The organism is Denitratisoma sp. agr-D3 (assembly GCF_054658675.1).
On the sequence record NZ_BAAGIA010000001.1, the window covers coordinates 540263 to 557500 of the forward strand.

The 17238-nt window shown below is 65.0% G+C and carries 17 protein-coding genes (1 of these 17 running past the window's edge); all 17 read left to right on the plus strand.

Annotation, left to right across the window (positions count from 1 at the left end; genetic code table 11):
* Positions 1–10 precede the first annotated feature (10 nt).
* Positions 11–1417 (plus strand): 3-isopropylmalate dehydratase large subunit, encoded by a 1407-nt coding sequence (gene leuC, locus ACYQ2U_RS02585; RefSeq protein ID WP_459948771.1) that lies wholly within the window; start codon positions 11–13, stop codon positions 1415–1417.
* Positions 1418–1436: 19 nt separating this feature from the next.
* Positions 1437–1556 carry an entericidin A/B family lipoprotein gene (locus tag ACYQ2U_RS02590; protein WP_459948772.1) on the plus strand — a complete coding sequence of 40 codons (120 nt, stop codon included), beginning with the start codon at positions 1437–1439 and terminating at the stop codon, positions 1554–1556.
* Complete coding sequence (gene leuD / locus ACYQ2U_RS02595) at positions 1556–2194, plus strand: 3-isopropylmalate dehydratase small subunit (RefSeq protein WP_459948773.1); 639 nt, start codon at positions 1556–1558, stop codon at positions 2192–2194. The genes ACYQ2U_RS02590 and leuD overlap by 1 nt, the downstream gene beginning before the upstream one ends.
* A 13-nt stretch (positions 2195–2207) precedes the next feature.
* Positions 2208–3263, plus strand: a complete 1056-nt coding sequence (leuB, locus tag ACYQ2U_RS02600) for a 3-isopropylmalate dehydrogenase (protein ID WP_459948774.1) — start codon at positions 2208–2210, stop codon at positions 3261–3263.
* Positions 3264–3294: 31 nt separating this feature from the next.
* Positions 3295–4401: an aspartate-semialdehyde dehydrogenase gene (gene asd / locus ACYQ2U_RS02605; RefSeq protein WP_459948775.1), complete on the plus strand. Its 1107-nt coding sequence runs from the start codon at positions 3295–3297 to the stop codon at positions 4399–4401.
* A gap of 124 nt (positions 4402–4525) precedes the next feature.
* Positions 4526–7645, plus strand: coding sequence for a FimV/HubP family polar landmark protein (locus ACYQ2U_RS02610; protein WP_459948776.1), 3120 nt, complete (start codon positions 4526–4528; stop codon positions 7643–7645).
* A gap of 36 nt (positions 7646–7681) precedes the next feature.
* On the plus strand, positions 7682–8317 hold the full coding sequence (locus ACYQ2U_RS02615) for a hypothetical protein (RefSeq protein ID WP_459948777.1): 636 nt from the start codon (positions 7682–7684) through the stop codon (positions 8315–8317).
* Positions 8314–9108, plus strand: a complete 795-nt coding sequence (truA, locus tag ACYQ2U_RS02620; RefSeq protein ID WP_459948778.1) for a tRNA pseudouridine(38-40) synthase TruA — start codon at positions 8314–8316, stop codon at positions 9106–9108. Before ACYQ2U_RS02615 ends, truA begins: the two co-directional genes overlap by 4 nt.
* Before the next feature lies 1 nt (position 9109).
* Positions 9110–9781: a phosphoribosylanthranilate isomerase gene (locus ACYQ2U_RS02625; RefSeq protein WP_459948779.1), complete on the plus strand. Its 672-nt coding sequence runs from the start codon at positions 9110–9112 to the stop codon at positions 9779–9781.
* A 128-nt stretch (positions 9782–9909) separates the two neighbouring features.
* A complete protein-coding gene (gene trpB, locus ACYQ2U_RS02630; protein WP_459948780.1) occupies positions 9910–11112 on the plus strand; it encodes a tryptophan synthase subunit beta in 1203 nt (400 codons plus the stop codon).
* 14 nt (positions 11113–11126) lie between these two features.
* Positions 11127–11936, plus strand: a complete 810-nt coding sequence (gene trpA / locus ACYQ2U_RS02635) for a tryptophan synthase subunit alpha (RefSeq protein ID WP_459948781.1) — start codon at positions 11127–11129, stop codon at positions 11934–11936.
* The gene (gene accD / locus ACYQ2U_RS02640) at positions 11933–12796 is read left to right on the plus strand and encodes an acetyl-CoA carboxylase, carboxyltransferase subunit beta (protein ID WP_459948782.1); all 864 of its coding nucleotides are present in this window, start codon (positions 11933–11935) and stop codon (positions 12794–12796) included. The genes trpA and accD overlap by 4 nt, the downstream gene beginning before the upstream one ends.
* A complete protein-coding gene (gene folC, locus ACYQ2U_RS02645) occupies positions 12796–14073 on the plus strand; it encodes a bifunctional tetrahydrofolate synthase/dihydrofolate synthase (protein ID WP_459948783.1) in 1278 nt (425 codons plus the stop codon). The genes accD and folC overlap by 1 nt, the downstream gene beginning before the upstream one ends.
* A gap of 4 nt (positions 14074–14077) precedes the next feature.
* Positions 14078–14887, plus strand: coding sequence for an SPOR domain-containing protein (locus ACYQ2U_RS02650; protein WP_459948784.1), 810 nt, complete (start codon positions 14078–14080; stop codon positions 14885–14887).
* Positions 14888–14899: 12 nt separating this feature from the next.
* Positions 14900–15391, plus strand: a complete 492-nt coding sequence (locus ACYQ2U_RS02655; protein WP_459948785.1) for a CvpA family protein — start codon at positions 14900–14902, stop codon at positions 15389–15391.
* 8 nt (positions 15392–15399) lie between these two features.
* Positions 15400–16926 (plus strand): amidophosphoribosyltransferase, encoded by a 1527-nt coding sequence (purF, locus tag ACYQ2U_RS02660; protein WP_459948786.1) that lies wholly within the window; start codon positions 15400–15402, stop codon positions 16924–16926.
* A 1-nt stretch (position 16927) separates the two neighbouring features.
* A protein-coding gene (locus ACYQ2U_RS02665; protein ID WP_459948787.1) for an O-succinylhomoserine sulfhydrylase crosses the window boundary here: on the plus strand, positions 16928–17238 show its 5' end (the start). The gene runs 856 nt beyond the window's last position; 311 of the gene's 1167 nt are visible here — the first part of the coding sequence; it begins with the start codon at positions 16928–16930; the stop codon falls past the right edge of the window.

A 17238-nucleotide genomic window follows, 5' to 3' on the forward strand; every position in this document is an offset into this window, starting at 1 on the left:
GCCCTGTTTTATGGCGAAAACGCTGTACGAAAAGCTATGGGATAGCCACGTGGTCCATACCGAAGCGGATGGCACGGCGCTCCTTTACATCGACCGGCACCTGGTGCACGAAGTGACCAGTCCCCAGGCCTTCGAGGGCCTCAAGCTGGCTGGCCGCAAGCCCTGGCGCGTGTCCTCCATCGTCGCCACGGCCGACCACAACACCCCCACGAACCACTGGGAACTGGGCATCGTCGACCCGGTGTCCCGCCAGCAGGTGGAAACCCTGGACGCCAACATCCGCGAAGTGGGCGCCCTGGCCTATTTCCCCTTCCGCGATCCGCGCCAGGGCATCGTGCACGTGGTGGGCCCCGAGAACGGCGCCACCCTGCCCGGCATGACCGTGGTCTGTGGCGACTCCCATACCTCCACCCACGGCGCCTTCGCCTGTCTGGCCCATGGCATCGGTACTTCCGAGGTGGAGCACGTGATGGCCACCCAGTGCCTGCTGCAAAAGAAATCCAAGACCCTGCTGGTGCAGGTGAACGGCCAGCTGGGCAAGGGCGTCTCCGCCAAGGACGTGGCCCTAGCCGTCATCGGCAAGATCGGCACCGCCGGCGGCACCGGCTACGCCATTGAATTCGGTGGCCCCGCCATCCGCGGCCTGTCCATGGAAGGCCGCATGACCCTGTGCAACATGGCCATCGAGGCCGGTGCCCGGGCCGGCATGGTGGCGGTGGATCAGAACACCATCGACTACCTGAAGGATCGCCCCTTCTCCCCCAAGGGCGAGCAGTGGGACAAGGCCGTGGCCCACTGGCGTACCCTGGTGTCCGACCCCGGCGCCAAGTTCGACGCCGTGGTGGAACTGGACGGCGGCGCCATCCTGCCCCAGGTCACCTGGGGTACCTCGCCGGAAATGGTGGCGACCATCAACGACGTGGTGCCTGCGCCCGAGGACTACACCGATCCCGTGAAGCGGGAAGGCGTGGCGCGCGCCTTGCAATACATGGGCCTGACGCCGCGCACGCCGATCAAGCAGATCAAGATCGACAAGGTCTTCATCGGCTCCTGTACCAACTCCCGCATCGAGGACCTGCGCATTGCCGCCGCCGTGGCCAAGGGCCGGCGCAAGGCCGACAACGTCAAGCTGGCCCTGGTGGTGCCCGGTTCCGGCCTGGTCAAGCGTCAGGCCGAGGCGGAGGGACTGGACAAGATCTTCCAGGCCGCCGGATTCGAGTGGCGTGAGCCCGGCTGTTCCATGTGCCTGGCCATGAACGCCGACCGGCTGGAGCCCGGCGAGCGTTGCGCCTCCACTTCCAACCGCAATTTCGAAGGCCGTCAGGGTGCCGGCGGCCGTACCCATCTGGTGAGCCCGGCGATGGCCGCCGCCGCCGCCATCGCCGGCCACTTTGCCGACGTGCGCGAACTTCCCTGACCGCGAGAGGAGAGACATCATGACCAAACTGATTTCCGCCCTGCTGATCGTCATCGCCGTGACCGGCTGCAACACTGTCCGCGGCATCGGCCAGGATATCGAGAAGGGTGGCGAGGCCATCCAGAAGGCGGCCAAGTAATGCGCAAGTTCACCGTACTGGAGGGCTTGGTGGCGCCCATGGATCGGGCCAACGTTGATACCGACGCCATCATCCCCAAGCAGTTCCTCAAGTCCATCAAGCGGTCCGGCTTCGGCCCCAACGCCTTCGACGAGTGGCGCTACCTGGACGTGGGCCAGCCCGGCATGGACAACAGCAACCGTCCCCGCAACCCGGACTTCGTGCTGAATCTGCCGCGCTACCAGGGTGCCTCCATCCTGCTGACCCGGGACAATTTCGGTTGCGGCTCCTCTCGCGAGCACGCACCCTGGGCCCTGGAGGATTTCGGCTTCCGCGCCCTGGTGGGCACCACCTTCGCCGACATTTTCTACAACAACAGCTTCAAGAACGGCCTGCTGCCGATCAAGCTGGCGGCCAATGAAGTGCAGGCCCTGTTCGACATGGTGGCCGCCACGCCGGGCATGACCCTCAAGATCGACCTGCCCGCCCAGACCGTGACCCGACCCGATGGCGTCAGCTACCACTTCGAGATCGATCCCTTCCGCAAGGAATGCCTGATCAACGGTTGGGACGACATCGGCCTGACCCTGCGCCATGCCGATCTGATCAAGGAATTCGAAGCCCGTCGTCGTATCGAACAGCCCTGGCTGTTCGCGTAATCAGGAAATGACCATGAAAATTGCAGTATTGCCCGGGGACGGTATCGGTCCCGAAATCGTCACCGAAGCCCTGCGGGTGTTGAAGGCCCTGGACCTCAAGGCCGAGTTCGAGGAAGCCCCGGTCGGTGGTGCCGGCTACCGGGCCAAGGGCCATCCCCTGCCCGAGGACACCCTGAAGCTGGCCCAGTCCGCCGACGCCATCCTGTTCGGCGCCGTGGGCGATTTCAGCCTCGACACGCTGCCCCGGGAACTGCGCCCCGAGCAGGCCATTCTTGGTCTGCGCAAGGCGCTGAATCTGTTCGCCAACTTCCGGCCCGCCCTGGTCTATCCCGAGCTGGTCCATGCTTCTTCCCTGAAGCCCGAGGTGGTGGCCGGCCTGGACATCCTGATCATCCGCGAACTGACCGGCGACATCTACTTCGGCAAGCCCCGTGGCATCCAAACCCTGGCCAATGGCGAGCGCGAGGGCTTCGACACCATGCGCTACAGCGAAAGCGAAATTCGCCGCGTGGCCCACGTGGGTTTCCAGGCCGCCCAGAAACGCGGCAAGCGTCTCTGTTCCGTGGACAAGGCCAATGTGCTGGACACCATGCAACTCTGGCGCGAAGTGGTGATCGAAGTTTCCAAGGAGTACCCGGACGTGGCCCTGGAGCACATGTACGTGGATAACGCCGCGATGCAGTTGCTCAAGAGCCCGAAACAGTTCGACGTGATCGTCACCGGCAACATGTTCGGCGACATCCTGTCCGACGAGGCTTCCATGCTCACCGGCTCCATCGGCATGCTGCCCTCGGCGTCCCTCAACGAGAAGGGCTTCGGCCTTTACGAGCCGATCCACGGTTCCGCCCCGGACATCGCCGGCAAGGGCATCGCCAATCCCCTGGCGACCATCCTTTCCGCCGCGATGATGCTGCGTTACAGTTTCAATCTGGCCGAGCCGGCGGATCGCATCGAAACCGCCGTGAAGAAGGTGCTGGCCCAGGGCTATCGCACCGGCGACATCAAGGAAGCCGGTGCCAAGATGGTGGGCACCAAGGAAATGGGCGACGCCGTGCTGGCGGCCCTGTAAGTTGAACGAATCGAGTTAAGAGAGAACGAAAATGAAGAAGGTTGGCCTGGTCGGTTGGCGTGGAATGGTCGGTTCCGTCCTCATGCAGCGCATGGTGGAAGAAAAGGATTTCGACCACATCGATCCCGTGTACTTCTCCACTTCCGCCGCCGGCGGCAAGGCCCCGGCCTTTGGCGGCAAGGAAGGTGGCGCCCTGAAGGACGCCAACAACATCGACGAACTGAAGGCGATGGACATCATCATCTCCTGTCAGGGCGGCGACTACACCACCGAGATCTTCCCCAAGCTGCGCGCCGCCGGCTGGGACGGCTACTGGATCGACGCCGCCTCCACCCTGCGCATGGAAGACAATGCCGTGATCGTGCTCGACCCGGTCAATGACGGGGTGATCCGCAATGCCCTGGCCAAGGGCATCAAGAACTACATCGGCGGCAACTGCACCAACTCCATCCTGTTGATGGGCGTCGGCGGCCTGTTCCGCGAAGGCCTGGTGGACTGGGTATCCTCCATGACCTACCAGGCCGCTTCCGGCGGCGGCGCCAACCACATGCGCGAGCTGCTCAAGGGCATGGGCGTGATCCACGCCGCCGTGGCCGACGAACTGGCTACGCCTTCCTCCGCCATTTTGGAAATCGATCGTAAGGTGGCCAAGACCATTCGCGAGGACGTGCCCCACGAATTCTTCCCCGCGCCCCTGGCCGGTGGCCTGATCCCCTGGATTGACAAGCAGCTGGACAACGGCCAGACCAAGGAAGAATGGAAGGGCCAGGCCGAAGTGAACAAGATCCTCGGCAACAGCCAGATCGTGCCGGTGGACGGCCTCTGCGTGCGCATCGGCGCCATGCGTTGCCACAGCCTGGCGCTGACCATCAAGCTGAAGAAGGACCTGCCCCTGGCCGAGATCGAATCCATCATCAAGTCCGGCAACCCCTGGGTCAAGTTCGTCGCCAACGACCGTGGCATCACCGAGCAGGAACTGACCCCGGCCTCCATCACCGGTGGTCTCAAGATCGGCGTCGGCCGCGTGCGCAAGCTGAACATGGGCCCGGAATACGTTTCCGCCTTCGTCATCGGCGACCAACTGCTGTGGGGCGCCGCCGAACCCCTGCGCCGCATGCTGCGCATCCTGTTGGGGTAATACCCTGCCGGGGAGCGGTGTTGTTTCGTCAGGCAAGTCACAGCTGATGCGGTGGTTGAGCTTGCATGGCTAAGGTCATGATGTTATTTTGATTGCTGGAAAATATTCCCCACAGGGGTGCGCCGTGTCCGACGATAACAAGCGAAACAAACTCCGGGTTACCGTAATTGCCGCCGCCCTGGCAACCCTGCCTGTGGCGCAGGCGTACGGCGCCGGGTTGGGCAAGCTGACCGTCCTCTCCGGACTGGGCCAACCCCTGCGGGCCGAGTTGGACATTTCCGCCAGCAAGGAAGAGCTGCCCACCCTGACGGCCCGGATCGCATCGCCGGATTCCTTCCGCCAAGCCAACATCGAATATTCGGGCCTGTTGTCCTCGTTGCGCTTCAGCCTGGACAAGCGCCCCGGCGGCCAACCCTATTTCCGTATTTCCAGCGACCGGGCCATCGGCGAGCCCTTTCTCGATCTGCTGGTGGAATTGAACTGGTCTTCGGGGCGACTGGTCCGCGAATACACGTTCCTGCTGGATCCCCCCGAGGTGAGCAAAGCCCCGGCGGATGTTCCCGCGCCGGTGACGGCTCCCGTGGCTTCCACCCAGCCCCGGCGGGAAATCGATCGGCCCACGCCAGCGGTCGCCGAGCGGCCGACCCCCAAGGTGTCTGAGAAGCCGGCGGAAAAGCCGGCTCCCGCCGAGAAACCAAGCGAAAAAACAGCAGCAAAGCCCGCTGAAAAACCGACTCCCCGCGCCGCCAAGCCCGTCGCCGAAACCCCGGCGACGCGCACGGTGCAAAAGGGCGACTCCCTGGGCAAGATCGCTGCGGAAGTGCGTCCCGAGGGCGTCAGTCTGGACCAGATGCTGGTGGCCCTTTATCGGAGCAATCAGGAAGCCTTTGACGGCGGCAACATGAATCGCCTCAAGGCCGGGAAAATTCTGACCGTGCCGGAGAAGGATGCCATCGCCGCCGTCGATACGGCCGATGCCCGCAAGATCGTCCTGACGCACTCTGCGGATTTCGATGGTTACCGGCGCAAGCTGGCCGGCGCCGTGGCCGACAGCACGCCGACGAAGGACGACAGCAAGCAGTCCAGCGCCGGCAAGATTACCGCCAAGGTGGAGGACAAGGCGCCTCAGGCGGCGGGCAAGGACAAGCTGCAAGTGTCCCGCGCCGATGCCAGCGGCGACGGCGCCAAGTTGAAGGCCTTGGAAGAAGACAAGGCCGTCAGGGAAAAGGCCCTCAAGGACGCCCAGAACCGAATCGCCGAGTTGGAAAAGAGCGTGGCCGACTTGCGCAAGCTGGCCGAGATGAAGAGCCAACTTGCCGCCGACCTGGAAAAGCAGGCCGCCACCAAGGCTGCCCTGGAGGCCATTAAGCGGCCGGAGCCGGTCAAGCCGGCGGAAGCGCCCAAGCCCGCCGAGGCGGCTAAAACCGTCGAAGCTCCCAAGCCCGAAGCCGCCAAGCCAGCGGAAGCACCGGCCCAGGCCAAGCCCGAGGCGCCCAAGGTTGCCGCCGTCGAGCCAGCCAAGCCGATGCCGCCCGTGGCCAAGCCACCAGTGGCAGCGCCGCAGGCGGAGCCCAGCTTCATCGACGAAAACGGACCCTTGGTGTACGGCGGTGTTGGCATCCTGGCCTTGCTGGCCGGCTATCTCGGCTACAACGCCCGCCGTCGCAAGCAGGCCGCCGCCGCGTCCGCTGCCGACAGCGTGCTGTCCACCGGCTCGGTGCTGGATGACAGTTCCAGCCAGGGGCTGAGCCAACTCGATGCCCAGCCGTCCACCTTTAGCGGCGCCGCTGCGGGCTTTGGCAGCGGCGAGGGCGTGGACCCCGTGCGCGAAGCCGACACTTTCATGGCCTATGGCCGCGATGCCCAGGCCGAGGAAATCCTGCTCGACGCCCTGGCAAAGACGCCGGAAAACCTCCACGTCCATCTCAAACTGCTGGAAATCTACGCCGCGCGCAAGAGCGTGACTCAGTTCAATACCGTGGCCCAGAGCCTGTTCGCCCAAACCGGCGGCAGCGGCTTGGAATGGGAACGGGCAGTGGCCCTGGGGCGCGTACTCGACCCCAGTAATAGTTTCTACGCCGCCGACGATGCCGAACTGGCCAGTGCCATCGCGGCGGACGAGGCTGCCCAGGACAGCCAGTCCGCCAGCACTGAGGCTCCGTTGGCAACCGAGGAGCCCACTCCCGCCCTGGCGATGGAAGAAACCGCTGTGCTCGCCCCGACGGCGGAGGCCGTGGCCCCTGAGTTGCCGGACCTGTCCGTCGCCGCACCCGAGCCCGAGCCTGAGTCTGGGCTGGCCGCAGTCGAGACGCCACTCGCCGCTCCGGCCGAGGCTCCCGCGCTGGCGTTTGAACCCTCCGCCAGCGAGGCAGTTGCCGATGTGGCGACTGAAGTGGCGACTGAGGCAGCGACCGAGCTTGTCGAACCGGCTGCCACGAACGAGGAAGCCGACGCCCTGGATCTGGACTTCGATTTGGGCGCCATGACCGATGTCCCTGCCGCCGCAGCGCAGGCTGAGCCAGCCGTGCCCGTGGCCGAACCCGCGGACGCGTTTGCCAGTCTGGACTTCGACTTGAATCTGGACGAACCTGCTCCCTCCGCCCCGGCCGCTGTTGCCGAGGCCGCAGCACCCGCGGCGGATGAGCTGCTCAACATCGATTTCGACCTGGGCGACTTGGCGCCGCCCCTCGCCGCGCCTGTGGCGGAAGCAGCCCCGGCCCTGGAAGCACCCAAGGCCGCCGACGCGAACGGCCTGGATTTCGACCTCAACCTGGCGGGGAGCGAACCGCCTGCGCCCGCAGCGCCGGCCTTGGACGTGGACTTCAATCTGGACTTGGACGCCCCCGCCGTTCCGGCTGCCGAGGCGAACGAGGTCGCCCCCCTGGATTTCAATTTCGATCTGGGCGGCGATGCGGCCACAGCGGCGACACCGGAGCTGGCGGCTCCCGCTGCGCCTGTCGTCGAGGAAGCAGCAACGCCCCTCAGCCTCAGCGATATCGACCTGGAACTGCCGACCCCGGCAGAAGCCGCGGCCGACACCCCTGTCGCCACAGCGACCCTCGAAGCACCCGCCGCCGAAGCGGAAGAGGATCGTCCCGAGGTGACCACAAAACTGGAACTGGCCCAGGCCTACGAGGAAATGGGCGATCTGGAAGGCGCCAAGGAGTTGTTCCAGGAAGTGCTGGCCGAGGGCAACAGCAGCCAGCAAGCCATCGCCCAGGAAAAACTGGCCAAGCTCGGCTGACGCGTTTGCGTCCGGGCTTTTGAATCGGCCGTTGCCGTGACTGTGCATCCCGCTGCCCTGTTGCTGCTCTGGGGGGCGGCAGTGGCGGCATTGCAATGCCTTTCCCCCGCCGCCACCCTGGCGGTCACCCTGTTCTTCGCCGCCTTGGCGGCCGGTTTTGGCCGCGCCTTGTTTTTCCGCCTGATGACCCGATCCCGTTGGTTGTTCCTGACCATGGGCGTGTTGTTCCTTTGGTTCACCCCCGGCGTGCGCTTGCCATCGCCCTGGGGTGATCTCGGCCTGACCCAGGAGGGCTGGTCTTTCGCCTGGGAGCACATGGCGCGCCTGGTCGCCCTGCTGGCCCTATTGGCCCTGTTGTTGACCAAACTGAGTCATCGCGGTCTGGTGGCCGGTTGCTATTTTCTCCTGCCTGCCCTGGGGCCGGTGGCGGAATGGCGGCGTGCCATCGCCGTACGGCTGATGCTGACCCTCGAAGCGGTGGTTGGGGAGGACGGCAAGCGGCGCGCCGGTAAGGGCGAATGGAAGGCTTTGCTGACGGCGGCAGGTGATCAGGAAAGCGCGGGCGGAGCCGTCCATTTGCAGCTTCCCCCCTGGTCCTGGCGCGACAGCCTCATCCTCGGCAGCACGCTTGCCGGTGGTGGCATCGCCCTGTGGCACATGGGGTGGCCATGAGATACGCCCTGCAAGTGGAATACGACGGCAGCGTCTTCCAGGGCTGGCAATCCCAGCCCCACGGCAAGACGGTGCAGGATCACCTGGAGCGGGCCTTGGCGGCCATTGCCGGGGAGCGGGTGGCCGCGATGGCCGCCGGGCGCACGGATACCGGCGTCCATGCCCTGGCCCAGGTCGTCCATTTCGATACCGGGGTCGAGCGCCCGCTGCAAGCCTGGGTGCGAGGCGTCAATGCCCACCTGCCGCCGGCCATCGCCGTGCGCTGGGCGCAACCGGTGGCCGACGATTTCCATGCCCGCTTCTGCGCCCTGTCCCGCAGTTATCGCTACGTGCTGTTCAACCACCCGGTACGGCCCGCGATCCAGAGCGGACGGGTCGGCTGGTACCACCGGCCCCTGGATGCGGCAGCTATGGCCGAGGCGGCCAAGGCCTTGCTCGGGGAGCAGGATTTCAGTTCCTTCCGCGCCGCTGAGTGCCAGGCCAAGTCGCCGATCAAGACCTTGCATCAGGCCGATGTCTGGCGTCGGGGCGACTACGTGATCTTCGAGTTCCGTGCCGGCGGGTTCTTGCACCACATGGTGCGCAACCTGGTGGGAGCCTTGCTGTGGGTGGGGTACGGCAAGGAATCGCCGGACTGGCTGCCCTCCCTGATCGCCGCCCGCAATCGGACCCTGGCGCCGCCCACCTTCATGCCCGACGGCCTGTATTTCACCGGCGTCGAGTACGAGGCGCGCTGGAACCTGCCCAATGGCGGGCGTATCATCGCCCCTTTCGATGCCAGCCTGCCCTGATTTGACACTCGTTCCCTCCCGCACCCGCATCAAGATCTGCGGCCTGACCCGGGCCGAGGACATGGATGCCGCCCTGGCCGCCGGCGCCGACGCCGTCGGCTTGGTTTTTTACGGCCCCAGCCCCCGTTATGTGGCGCCGGAACGGGCGGCCGCCCTGGCCGCCAGGGTTCCCCCCTTCGTGACCCGGGTCGGCTTGTTCGTCAATGCCGACCCGGCGCAAGTTCGCGACGTGATGAGCGAGGTTTCCCTGGAATTGCTGCAATTTCATGGCGACGAGGATGACGCCTATTGCCGTCAGTTCGGCAAACCCTTCATCAAGGCCGCCCGCATGCGGCCAGAGATGGGAAAAGGCGATCTGTTAGAATTCGCCCGCGCTTTTCCTTCCGCCCGGGCTCTGTTGCTGGATGCCTTTGTGGAAGGCTACGGCGGCGGCGGTCAGACCTTCGATTGGGGGCTGATCCCGCAAAACCTGCCTCTGCCGTTGATTTTGTCCGGTGGTCTGCATCCGGGCAATGTGGGCGAGGCGGTGCGCCGGGTGGCGCCCTGGGCCGTGGATGTGAGTAGCGGCGTCGAAGCGGCCAAGGGCATCAAGGATGCCGCCAAGATCGGCGCCTTTATCGCTGCGGTGCAGGTGGCCGACCAGGCCGCGATGATCGAGCAAGAAGAGGGTTAGGGGTTTTATGCGCAAGAACGCGGGCGGATTGCTACGCCAATGCTGGAGATGCCATCTGGCGGACCATGTGTGAAATGGGGTGACTCGGCTGTCCGTCGTTTCCCCTTTCCCGATTGCAAGGAGTTTCCATGTCCGCACCCTACGATTTCCCCGATGCCAAGGGTCACTTTGGCCCCTACGGCGGCGTTTTCGTCGCCGAAACGCTAATCCCCGCCCTGGAAGAACTCAAGGCCGCCTATGAGGCCGCTCAGCGCGACCCGGATTTCCAGGCCGAATTTGAGTACGAGCTCAAGCACTATGTGGGCCGTCCCAGTCCCATTTACCACGCCAAGCGCTGGTCCGAGACCCTGGGCGGTGCCCAGATCTACCTGAAGCGCGAGGACCTCAACCACACTGGCGCCCACAAGGTGAACAACTGTATCGGCCAGGCCCTGCTCGCCCGCCGCATGGGCAAGCCGCGCGTCATCGCTGAAACCGGTGCCGGCCAGCATGGTGTTGCCACCGCCACCGTCGCCGCCCGTTACGGCATGGAGTGCGTGGTGTACATGGGCAGCGAGGACGTGAAACGCCAGGCCCAGAACGTCTACCGCATGAAGCTGCTGGGCGCCACCGTGGTGCCCGTGGAGTCCGGTTCCAAGACCCTCAAGGATGCCCTCAACGAAGCCATGCGGGACTGGGTCACCAACATCGGCAACACCTTCTACATCATCGGCACCGTCGCCGGCCCCCATCCCTATCCCATGATGGTGCGGGACTTCCAGTCGGTGATCGGCGAGGAGGCCAAGGTGCAGATGCCCGAGATGGCGGGGCGCCAACCCGACGCGGTGATCGCAGCGGTCGGCGGCGGTTCCAACGCTATGGGCATCTTCTATCCCTACATCCCGGTGGAAGGGGTCAAGTTGATCGGCGTCGAGGCGGCCGGTCACGGCCTGGAAACCGGCAAGCATTCGGCTTCCATCACCGCCGGCCGGCCCGGTGTACTCCATGGCAATCGGACCTATCTCTTGCAGGACGCCAACGGCCAGGTGATCGAGACCCACTCGGTGTCCGCCGGGCTCGATTACCCCGGTGTCGGTCCCGAGCATGCCTGGCTGGCCGATTCCAAGCGGGCCGAGTACGTCACCGTTACCGACGAGGAAGCCCTGGCCGCGTTCCATACCCTGTGCCGGCTGGAGGGCATCATTCCCGCCCTGGAGTCTTCCCATGCCCTGGCCCATGCCGCCAAACTGGCGCCCACTCTGGCCAAGGACAAGGTGTTGCTGGTGAACCTCTCCGGTCGCGGCGACAAGGACATGCATACCGTGGCTGAAAAGTCCGGCATCCAGTTTTAAGCAGAGGCGCCATCATGTCCCGTATCCAAGCTACTTTCGCCCGTCTGCACAGCCAAGGCCGCAAGGCCTTGATCCCCTTCATCACCGCCGGTGATCCCGAGCCCGGCCTCACCCTTCCCCTGATGCAGGCCCTGGTGGCCGGCGGGGCGGACATCATCGAGCTGGGGGTGCCGTTCTCCGATCCCATGGCCGACGGTCCCACCATCCAACGGGCTTCCGAGCGGGCCCTGGCCTACGGTACCTCCCTGCGCATCGTGCTGGGCATGGTGCGGGAATTCCGCAAGGTCAATGCCGACACGCCGGTGGTGTTGATGGGCTACGCCAATCCCATCGAGGCCTACGGGATAGAGGCTTTTGCCCAGGATGCCGCCAGCCACGGCGTGGACGGCGTATTGGTGGTGGACTACCCACCGGAGGAGTGCGGGAGTTTCACCGCCACCCTCAAGACCCATGGCCTGGATCCCATTTTCCTGCTGGCGCCCACGTCCACCGAAAAGCGTTTCGGCGAGGTGGCGGCCTCCGGCAGCGGCTACATCTACTACGTGTCCCTGAAAGGGGTGACGGGTTCGGCAAACCTGGACCTGGATGAAGTGGCCCAGCGCATTCCCGCCATTCGCGACAAGGTAGGCATGCCCGTCGGCGTCGGCTTCGGCATCCGCGACGGCGCCACGGCCGCCAAGGTGGCCAAGGTGGCCGATGCCGTGGTGATCGGCAGCCGCATCATCGAAGAAATTGAAAACTCACCCCGTGACCAGGCTGCGAGCCGGGTCACGGCTTTCCTCAAGGGCATCCGCGATGCCATGGACCAGGGAGCCCACCCATGAGCTGGTTACAGAAACTGCTGCCCCCCAAGATCAAACACAGCGGCGACACGGCGCGCAAGGCCATTCCCGAGGGGCTGTGGAGCAAGTGCCCGTCCTGCGAGGCGGTGCTGTACACCTCCGACCTGGAGAACAATCTCAACGTCTGCCCCAAGTGCGGCCATCACCATCGCATCAATGCCCGGGCACGCCTGGACATGCTGCTGGATGCGGAAGGCCGGTTCGAGATCGGTGCCGAGGTGGTGCCGGTGGATCCCCTCAAGTTCAAGGACAGCAAGCGCTACGCCGACCGCCTGGCGGCCGCCAACGAGGACACCGGCGAGGCCGATGCCTTGGTGGTGATGCAGGGCGCGATCAAGACCGTGCCCGTCGTAGTGGCGTGCTTTGAGTTCGATTTCCTTGGCGGGTCCATGGGGTCCGTGGTGGGCGAGCGTTTCGTCCGTGGCGTCAAGGCCGCCCTGGAGGCCCAGTGCGCCTTCATCTGCTTCACCGCCACCGGCGGTGCGCGGATGCAGGAAGGCCTTTTCTCCCTGATGCAAATGGCCAAGACCACGGCCGCCGTGACCCTGCTGGGACAGCGCCAACTGCCCTTCCTGACCGTGCTCACCGACCCCACCATGGGCGGCGTCTCCGCCTCCTTCGCCTTCGTCGGTGACGTGGTGATCGCCGAGCCGGGCGCCCTGATCGGCTTTGCCGGCCCCCGCGTGATCGAGCAGACCGTGCGCCAGACCCTGCCCGAGGGCTTCCAGCGTGCCGAGTTCCTGCTGGAAAAGGGCGCGGTGGACATGATCGTGGACCGGCGCGATCTGCGCGATCGCCTGTCCTCCCTGCTGACCCTGCTGCAACGGACCCCCGCCGCCTGATGTCACGTAGCCTGTCGGACTGGCTGGCCCACATCGAAAGCCAGCATAGCCGGCCCATCGACCTCGGCCTGGAACGTCTCCAGGCCGTCAGTCAGCGACTCGGCCAGCACAAAACCTGCCCCGTGATCCTGGTGGGGGGCACCAACGGCAAGGGCTCCACCTGCGCCATGCTGGAGCACGTCCTGCTGGCCGCCGGTTACCGGGTCGGGGTCTATACCTCGCCCCACCTGTTGCGCTACAACGAACGCTTGCGCCTGGACGGCCGTCCGGTGGACGACGTTGCCCTCTGTGCCGGTTTCGCCGCGGTCGAGGCCGCCCGCGGCGAAACACCGTTGACCTATTTCGAATTCGGCACCCTGGCGGCCTGGGAAACGTTCCGTCTTGCCGCTCCGGACGTGCTGATCCTGGAGGTCGGCCTGGGCGGTCGCCTCGACGCGGTGAATATTTACGACCCGGATTGCGCCGTCGTCACCACCGTGGATCTGGATCACATGGATTTCCTCGGCGACAGCCGGGAGCAGATCGGTTTCGAGAAGGCGGGCATTTTCCGTCCCGGCGTGCCGGCCATTTGCGGCGACGACGATCCCCCCGCCAGCCTGCTGGCCCATGCGGCGGCCATTGGCGCGCCGCTCCAGGTCTTGGGCAGGGATTTCGGTTATTTGCGCCAGGACCAGCAATGGCAGTTCTGGAGCCTGTCCCAGGGCGTCGTCAACAAGCGCAGCAGTCTGGCCTTCCCGGGCCTGCGCGGCGGTAACCAGTTGCAGAACGCCAGCGTGGTGCTGGCGGCCCTGGAAGCGCTCAAGGACAAGCTGCCGGTGGCCATGCAGGACATCCGCCGGGGACTGCTGGAAGTGGAGCTGCCCGGCCGCTTCCAGGTGCTGCCCGGTCAGCCCAGCATTATTCTCGACGTGGCCCACAACCCCCAGGCGGCGCGGGTCTTGGCCGACAACCTGGGCAATATGGCTTTCCACCCCGAAACCTTTGCGGTTTTCGGCATGCTCAAGGACAAGGACATGGTGGCCGTGGTCGAGGCCTTGAAAAACCGGGTGACCCGCTGGTTGCCCTGTTCCTTGCCCGGCCCCCGGGGCGCCAGCGCCGAGGAATTGGCGGCGGTGCTGGAAGCGGCCGGGGTCGCCGGCCCCCACCCCTGTTTCGACAGCCCGGCGGCGGCCCTGGCCCATGCCCGGGAGCAGGCGGGTGATGGTGATAGAATCGTCGCCTTCGGGTCATTCCTGACCGTTGCCGATGCGATCAGCGCCCTTGGGCGCAACGCCTGAGACCATGGCCACCAACGACGCTGCTCAAGATTCACCGGATTCCCTCGACCTGAAAAAGCGCGCCCGCCGTCGCCTGGTGGGGGCGGCTGCCCTGGCCCTGTTGGCTGTGGTCATTCTGCCCATGGTCATGGACAGCGAGCCCAAGCCGGTGGCCCAGGACATCCAGATCCGTATTCCCAGCCAGGATGGCAACACCCCCAAGGTATTCTCCAACAAGCCGGCGGCGACGCCCTTGCCGGCCCCCCAGGAAACCCTGCTTCCCCAGGGCAAGCCCGACGAAGCGGTCGCCGCCATTCCCCGCGATGCCAAGACGGATGCCAAGGCCGAAGCTGCGCCGGAGGCAAAGGCCACCACAGCCGGCAAGGACGATGGGAAAGCCGACGTCAAATCCAAGCCAGACGTAAAACCCGAAACCAAGCCTGAAACCACCAAGGCGCCGGACAAGGCCGAAAAAGCCAAGGCCCCGGAAAAAACCCAGGACAAGGCCAGCGATAAGCCCGCGGACAAGGCCGTGGCCAAAAAGGCCGAGGAAACCCGCGCCGCCGCCGCGCTGGAAGGCAAGAGCGAGAGCAAGGCCAGCGCTGCCGGCCAGTGGGTGGTGCAGTTGGGCGCTTATCAAAATGCCGGCAATGTGAAACTCCTGATGGCCAAGCTCAAGGAATTGGGTGTGCCCGCTTACACCGAGAAACTGGACGGTCCCGACGGGGCGAAGACCCGCGTGCGGGCCGGTCCTTTCGCCTCGAAGGAAGAAGCGGAAAAGGCCCAGGGCCGGATCAAGATCATTGGTGTCACGGGCCCCGTGGGACAAAAGTAATTCGGTAGCACAGTGACACTGTTCGATTATTTGGCGCTGGGCATCGTCGCCGCGTCGGTGCTGTTGGGTTTGTGGCGGGGCGTGGTGAGCGAGGCGCTGGCCCTGGCCGCGTGGGTGTTGGCGTTTTTCGCCGCCCGCATGTTTGGCGCAACGGCTGCGGCATGGATGCCGACTTCCCTGGCCGACCCCTTGTTGCGTCAAGGACTGGGTTTCTTGGCGGTGTTTTTGGCGGTATTGCTGGTGGTAAGCCTGGCTCGACTGTTGTTGCGGGAGTTGCTCCGGGCCGTGGGATTGGGATTGATCGACCGCCTGCTGGGCGCCGTGTTCGGCATTGCACGCGGCATGGTGGTGGTGTTGGCGGCGGTGTTGGTGGGGGGTATGACCTCCATGCCGCGCCAGCCCTGGTGGCACGATGCCGTACTGGCGCCGCCCCTGGAAACGGTCATCCTGGCGGGCAAACCATGGCTGCCGGCCGACTTGGCTAAACGAATTCGTTATCGATAGAGGTTGTTATGTGCGGGATTCTTGGGGTTGTCGCTACCACGCCGGTCAATCAGTTGCTCTATGACGGCTTGCAGGTCCTGCAACACCGTGGCCAGGATGCGGCGGGGATCGCCACCGCCGAGGGCGGACGGTTCCACATGCACAAGGGGCCCGGCTTGGTGCGGGATGTGTTCCGCACCCGCAACATGCGCAACCTGGTGGGCAACTGGGGCATCGGCCACTGCCGCTATCCCACCGCCGGCTCGGCCTACAACGCCGCCGAGGCACAGCCCTTCTACGTGAACTCCCCCTTCGGCCTGATGCTGGCCCACAACGGCAACCTGACCAACGCCGACCAGCTCAAGCGCGACATGTTCTTGCAGGACTTGCGCCACATGAACACCAACTCCGATTCGGAGGTGTTGCTCAACGTGCTGGCCCACGAACTGCAAGCGGCCTCCCAGAACCGCTACCAACTGGACCCGGACACTATCTTCAAGGCGGTGGCCGGCGTGCACAAACGCATCAAGGGCGCTTATGCCGTGGTGACCATGATCGCCGGCTACGGCCTGCTGGCCTTCCGCGATCCCTACGGCATCCGACCCTTGGTGATCGGTCGCAACGACACGCCCCAGGGACCGGAGTACCTGGTGTCCTCGGAAAGCGTGGCGCTCGACACCCTCGGCTTCCGCATGTTGCGCGACGTCGAGCCTGGCGAGGCGGTGCTGATCGACACCCAGGGCCATTTCGTCAGCCGCCAGTGCGCCGAGAAAACGCTCCATGCGCCCTGTATGTTCGAGTACGTTTATCTGGCCCGCCCCGACTCCCTGATGGACGGCGTCTCGGTGTACGAGACGCGGGTCAAGATGGGCGAATTCCTGGCGGACAAGATCCGCAAGACCATGCCCCATCTGGAAATCGACGCGGTGATCCCGATTCCTGACTCTTCCCGCCCCTCGGCCATGGAACTGGCCTACCGGCTCAATCTGCCGTACCGCGAGGGTTTCGTGAAGAACCGCTACATCGGCCGCACCTTCATCATGCCGGGCCAGGCGACGCGGCGTAAGTCGGTACGGCAAAAACTCAATGCCATCAGCCAGGAGTTCAAGGGCAAGAACGTCATGCTGGTGGACGACTCCATCGTGCGCGGCACGACCAGTAAGGAGATCATCACCATGGCCCGGGAAGCCGGTGCCAAGAAGGTGTACTTCGCCTCCGCTTCTCCCCCCGTGCGCCACGCCAACGTGTACGGCATCGACATGCCGACCCGCAGCGAATTGATCGCCGCCTTCCGCAACGACGAAGAGATTTGTCAGGAGATCGGCGCCGATGCCCTGGTCTATCAGGATCTGGACGCTCTCAAGGAAGCAGTGCGGGCCTTGAATCCCACCCTGAGCCATTTCGAAACTTCCTGTTTCGACGGGCACTACATCACCGGCGACGTGTCGGCGGCTTATCTGGAGGACATGGAGCAGTCCCGTTCCAAGCCCTCCAAGGCGAACGATGACGGCGACGGCGGTCAAATGGACTTGAACCTGGTATCGAATGAAGCCTGACATGGACAATTGGGATTTCAGCACCCTGGCGGTGCGCGCCGGGCAGGAACGCAGTCAGTTCGGCGAACACGCCGAGGCGCTGTACCTGACCTCCAGCTTTGTGTTCGAGAGTGCTGCCCAAGCGGCGGCACGGTTCTCCGGTGGCGAGGAAGGCAATGTCTACGCCCGCTTCACTAATCCGACGGTGACCATGTTCCAGAATCGCCTGGCCGCCCTGGAGGGGGCCGAGGCCTGCATCGCCACGGCAAGCGGCATGGCCGCCATTCTCTCCACCTGCATGGCGCTGCTGAAATCGGGGGATCACATTGTTTC

Bases quoted from the DNA above. Each gene is read 5' to 3' on its own strand.
- leuC (WP_459948771.1), top strand. From the start codon at position 11: ATGGCGAAAACGCTGTACGAAAAGCTATGGGATAGCCACGTGGTCCAT.
- ACYQ2U_RS02590 (WP_459948772.1), top strand. From the start codon at position 1,437: ATGACCAAACTGATTTCCGCCCTGCTGATCGTCATCGCCGTGACCGGC.
- leuD (WP_459948773.1), top strand. From the start codon at position 1,556: ATGCGCAAGTTCACCGTACTGGAGGGCTTGGTGGCGCCCATGGATCGG.
- leuB (WP_459948774.1), top strand. From the start codon at position 2,208: ATGAAAATTGCAGTATTGCCCGGGGACGGTATCGGTCCCGAAATCGTC.
- asd (WP_459948775.1), top strand. From the start codon at position 3,295: ATGAAGAAGGTTGGCCTGGTCGGTTGGCGTGGAATGGTCGGTTCCGTC.
- truA (WP_459948778.1), top strand. From the start codon at position 8,314: ATGAGATACGCCCTGCAAGTGGAATACGACGGCAGCGTCTTCCAGGGC.
- trpB (WP_459948780.1), top strand. From the start codon at position 9,910: ATGTCCGCACCCTACGATTTCCCCGATGCCAAGGGTCACTTTGGCCCC.
- trpA (WP_459948781.1), top strand. From the start codon at position 11,127: ATGTCCCGTATCCAAGCTACTTTCGCCCGTCTGCACAGCCAAGGCCGC.
- accD (WP_459948782.1), top strand. From the start codon at position 11,933: ATGAGCTGGTTACAGAAACTGCTGCCCCCCAAGATCAAACACAGCGGC.
- folC (WP_459948783.1), top strand. From the start codon at position 12,796: ATGTCACGTAGCCTGTCGGACTGGCTGGCCCACATCGAAAGCCAGCAT.
- ACYQ2U_RS02650 (WP_459948784.1), top strand. From the start codon at position 14,078: ATGGCCACCAACGACGCTGCTCAAGATTCACCGGATTCCCTCGACCTG.
- purF (WP_459948786.1), top strand. From the start codon at position 15,400: ATGTGCGGGATTCTTGGGGTTGTCGCTACCACGCCGGTCAATCAGTTG.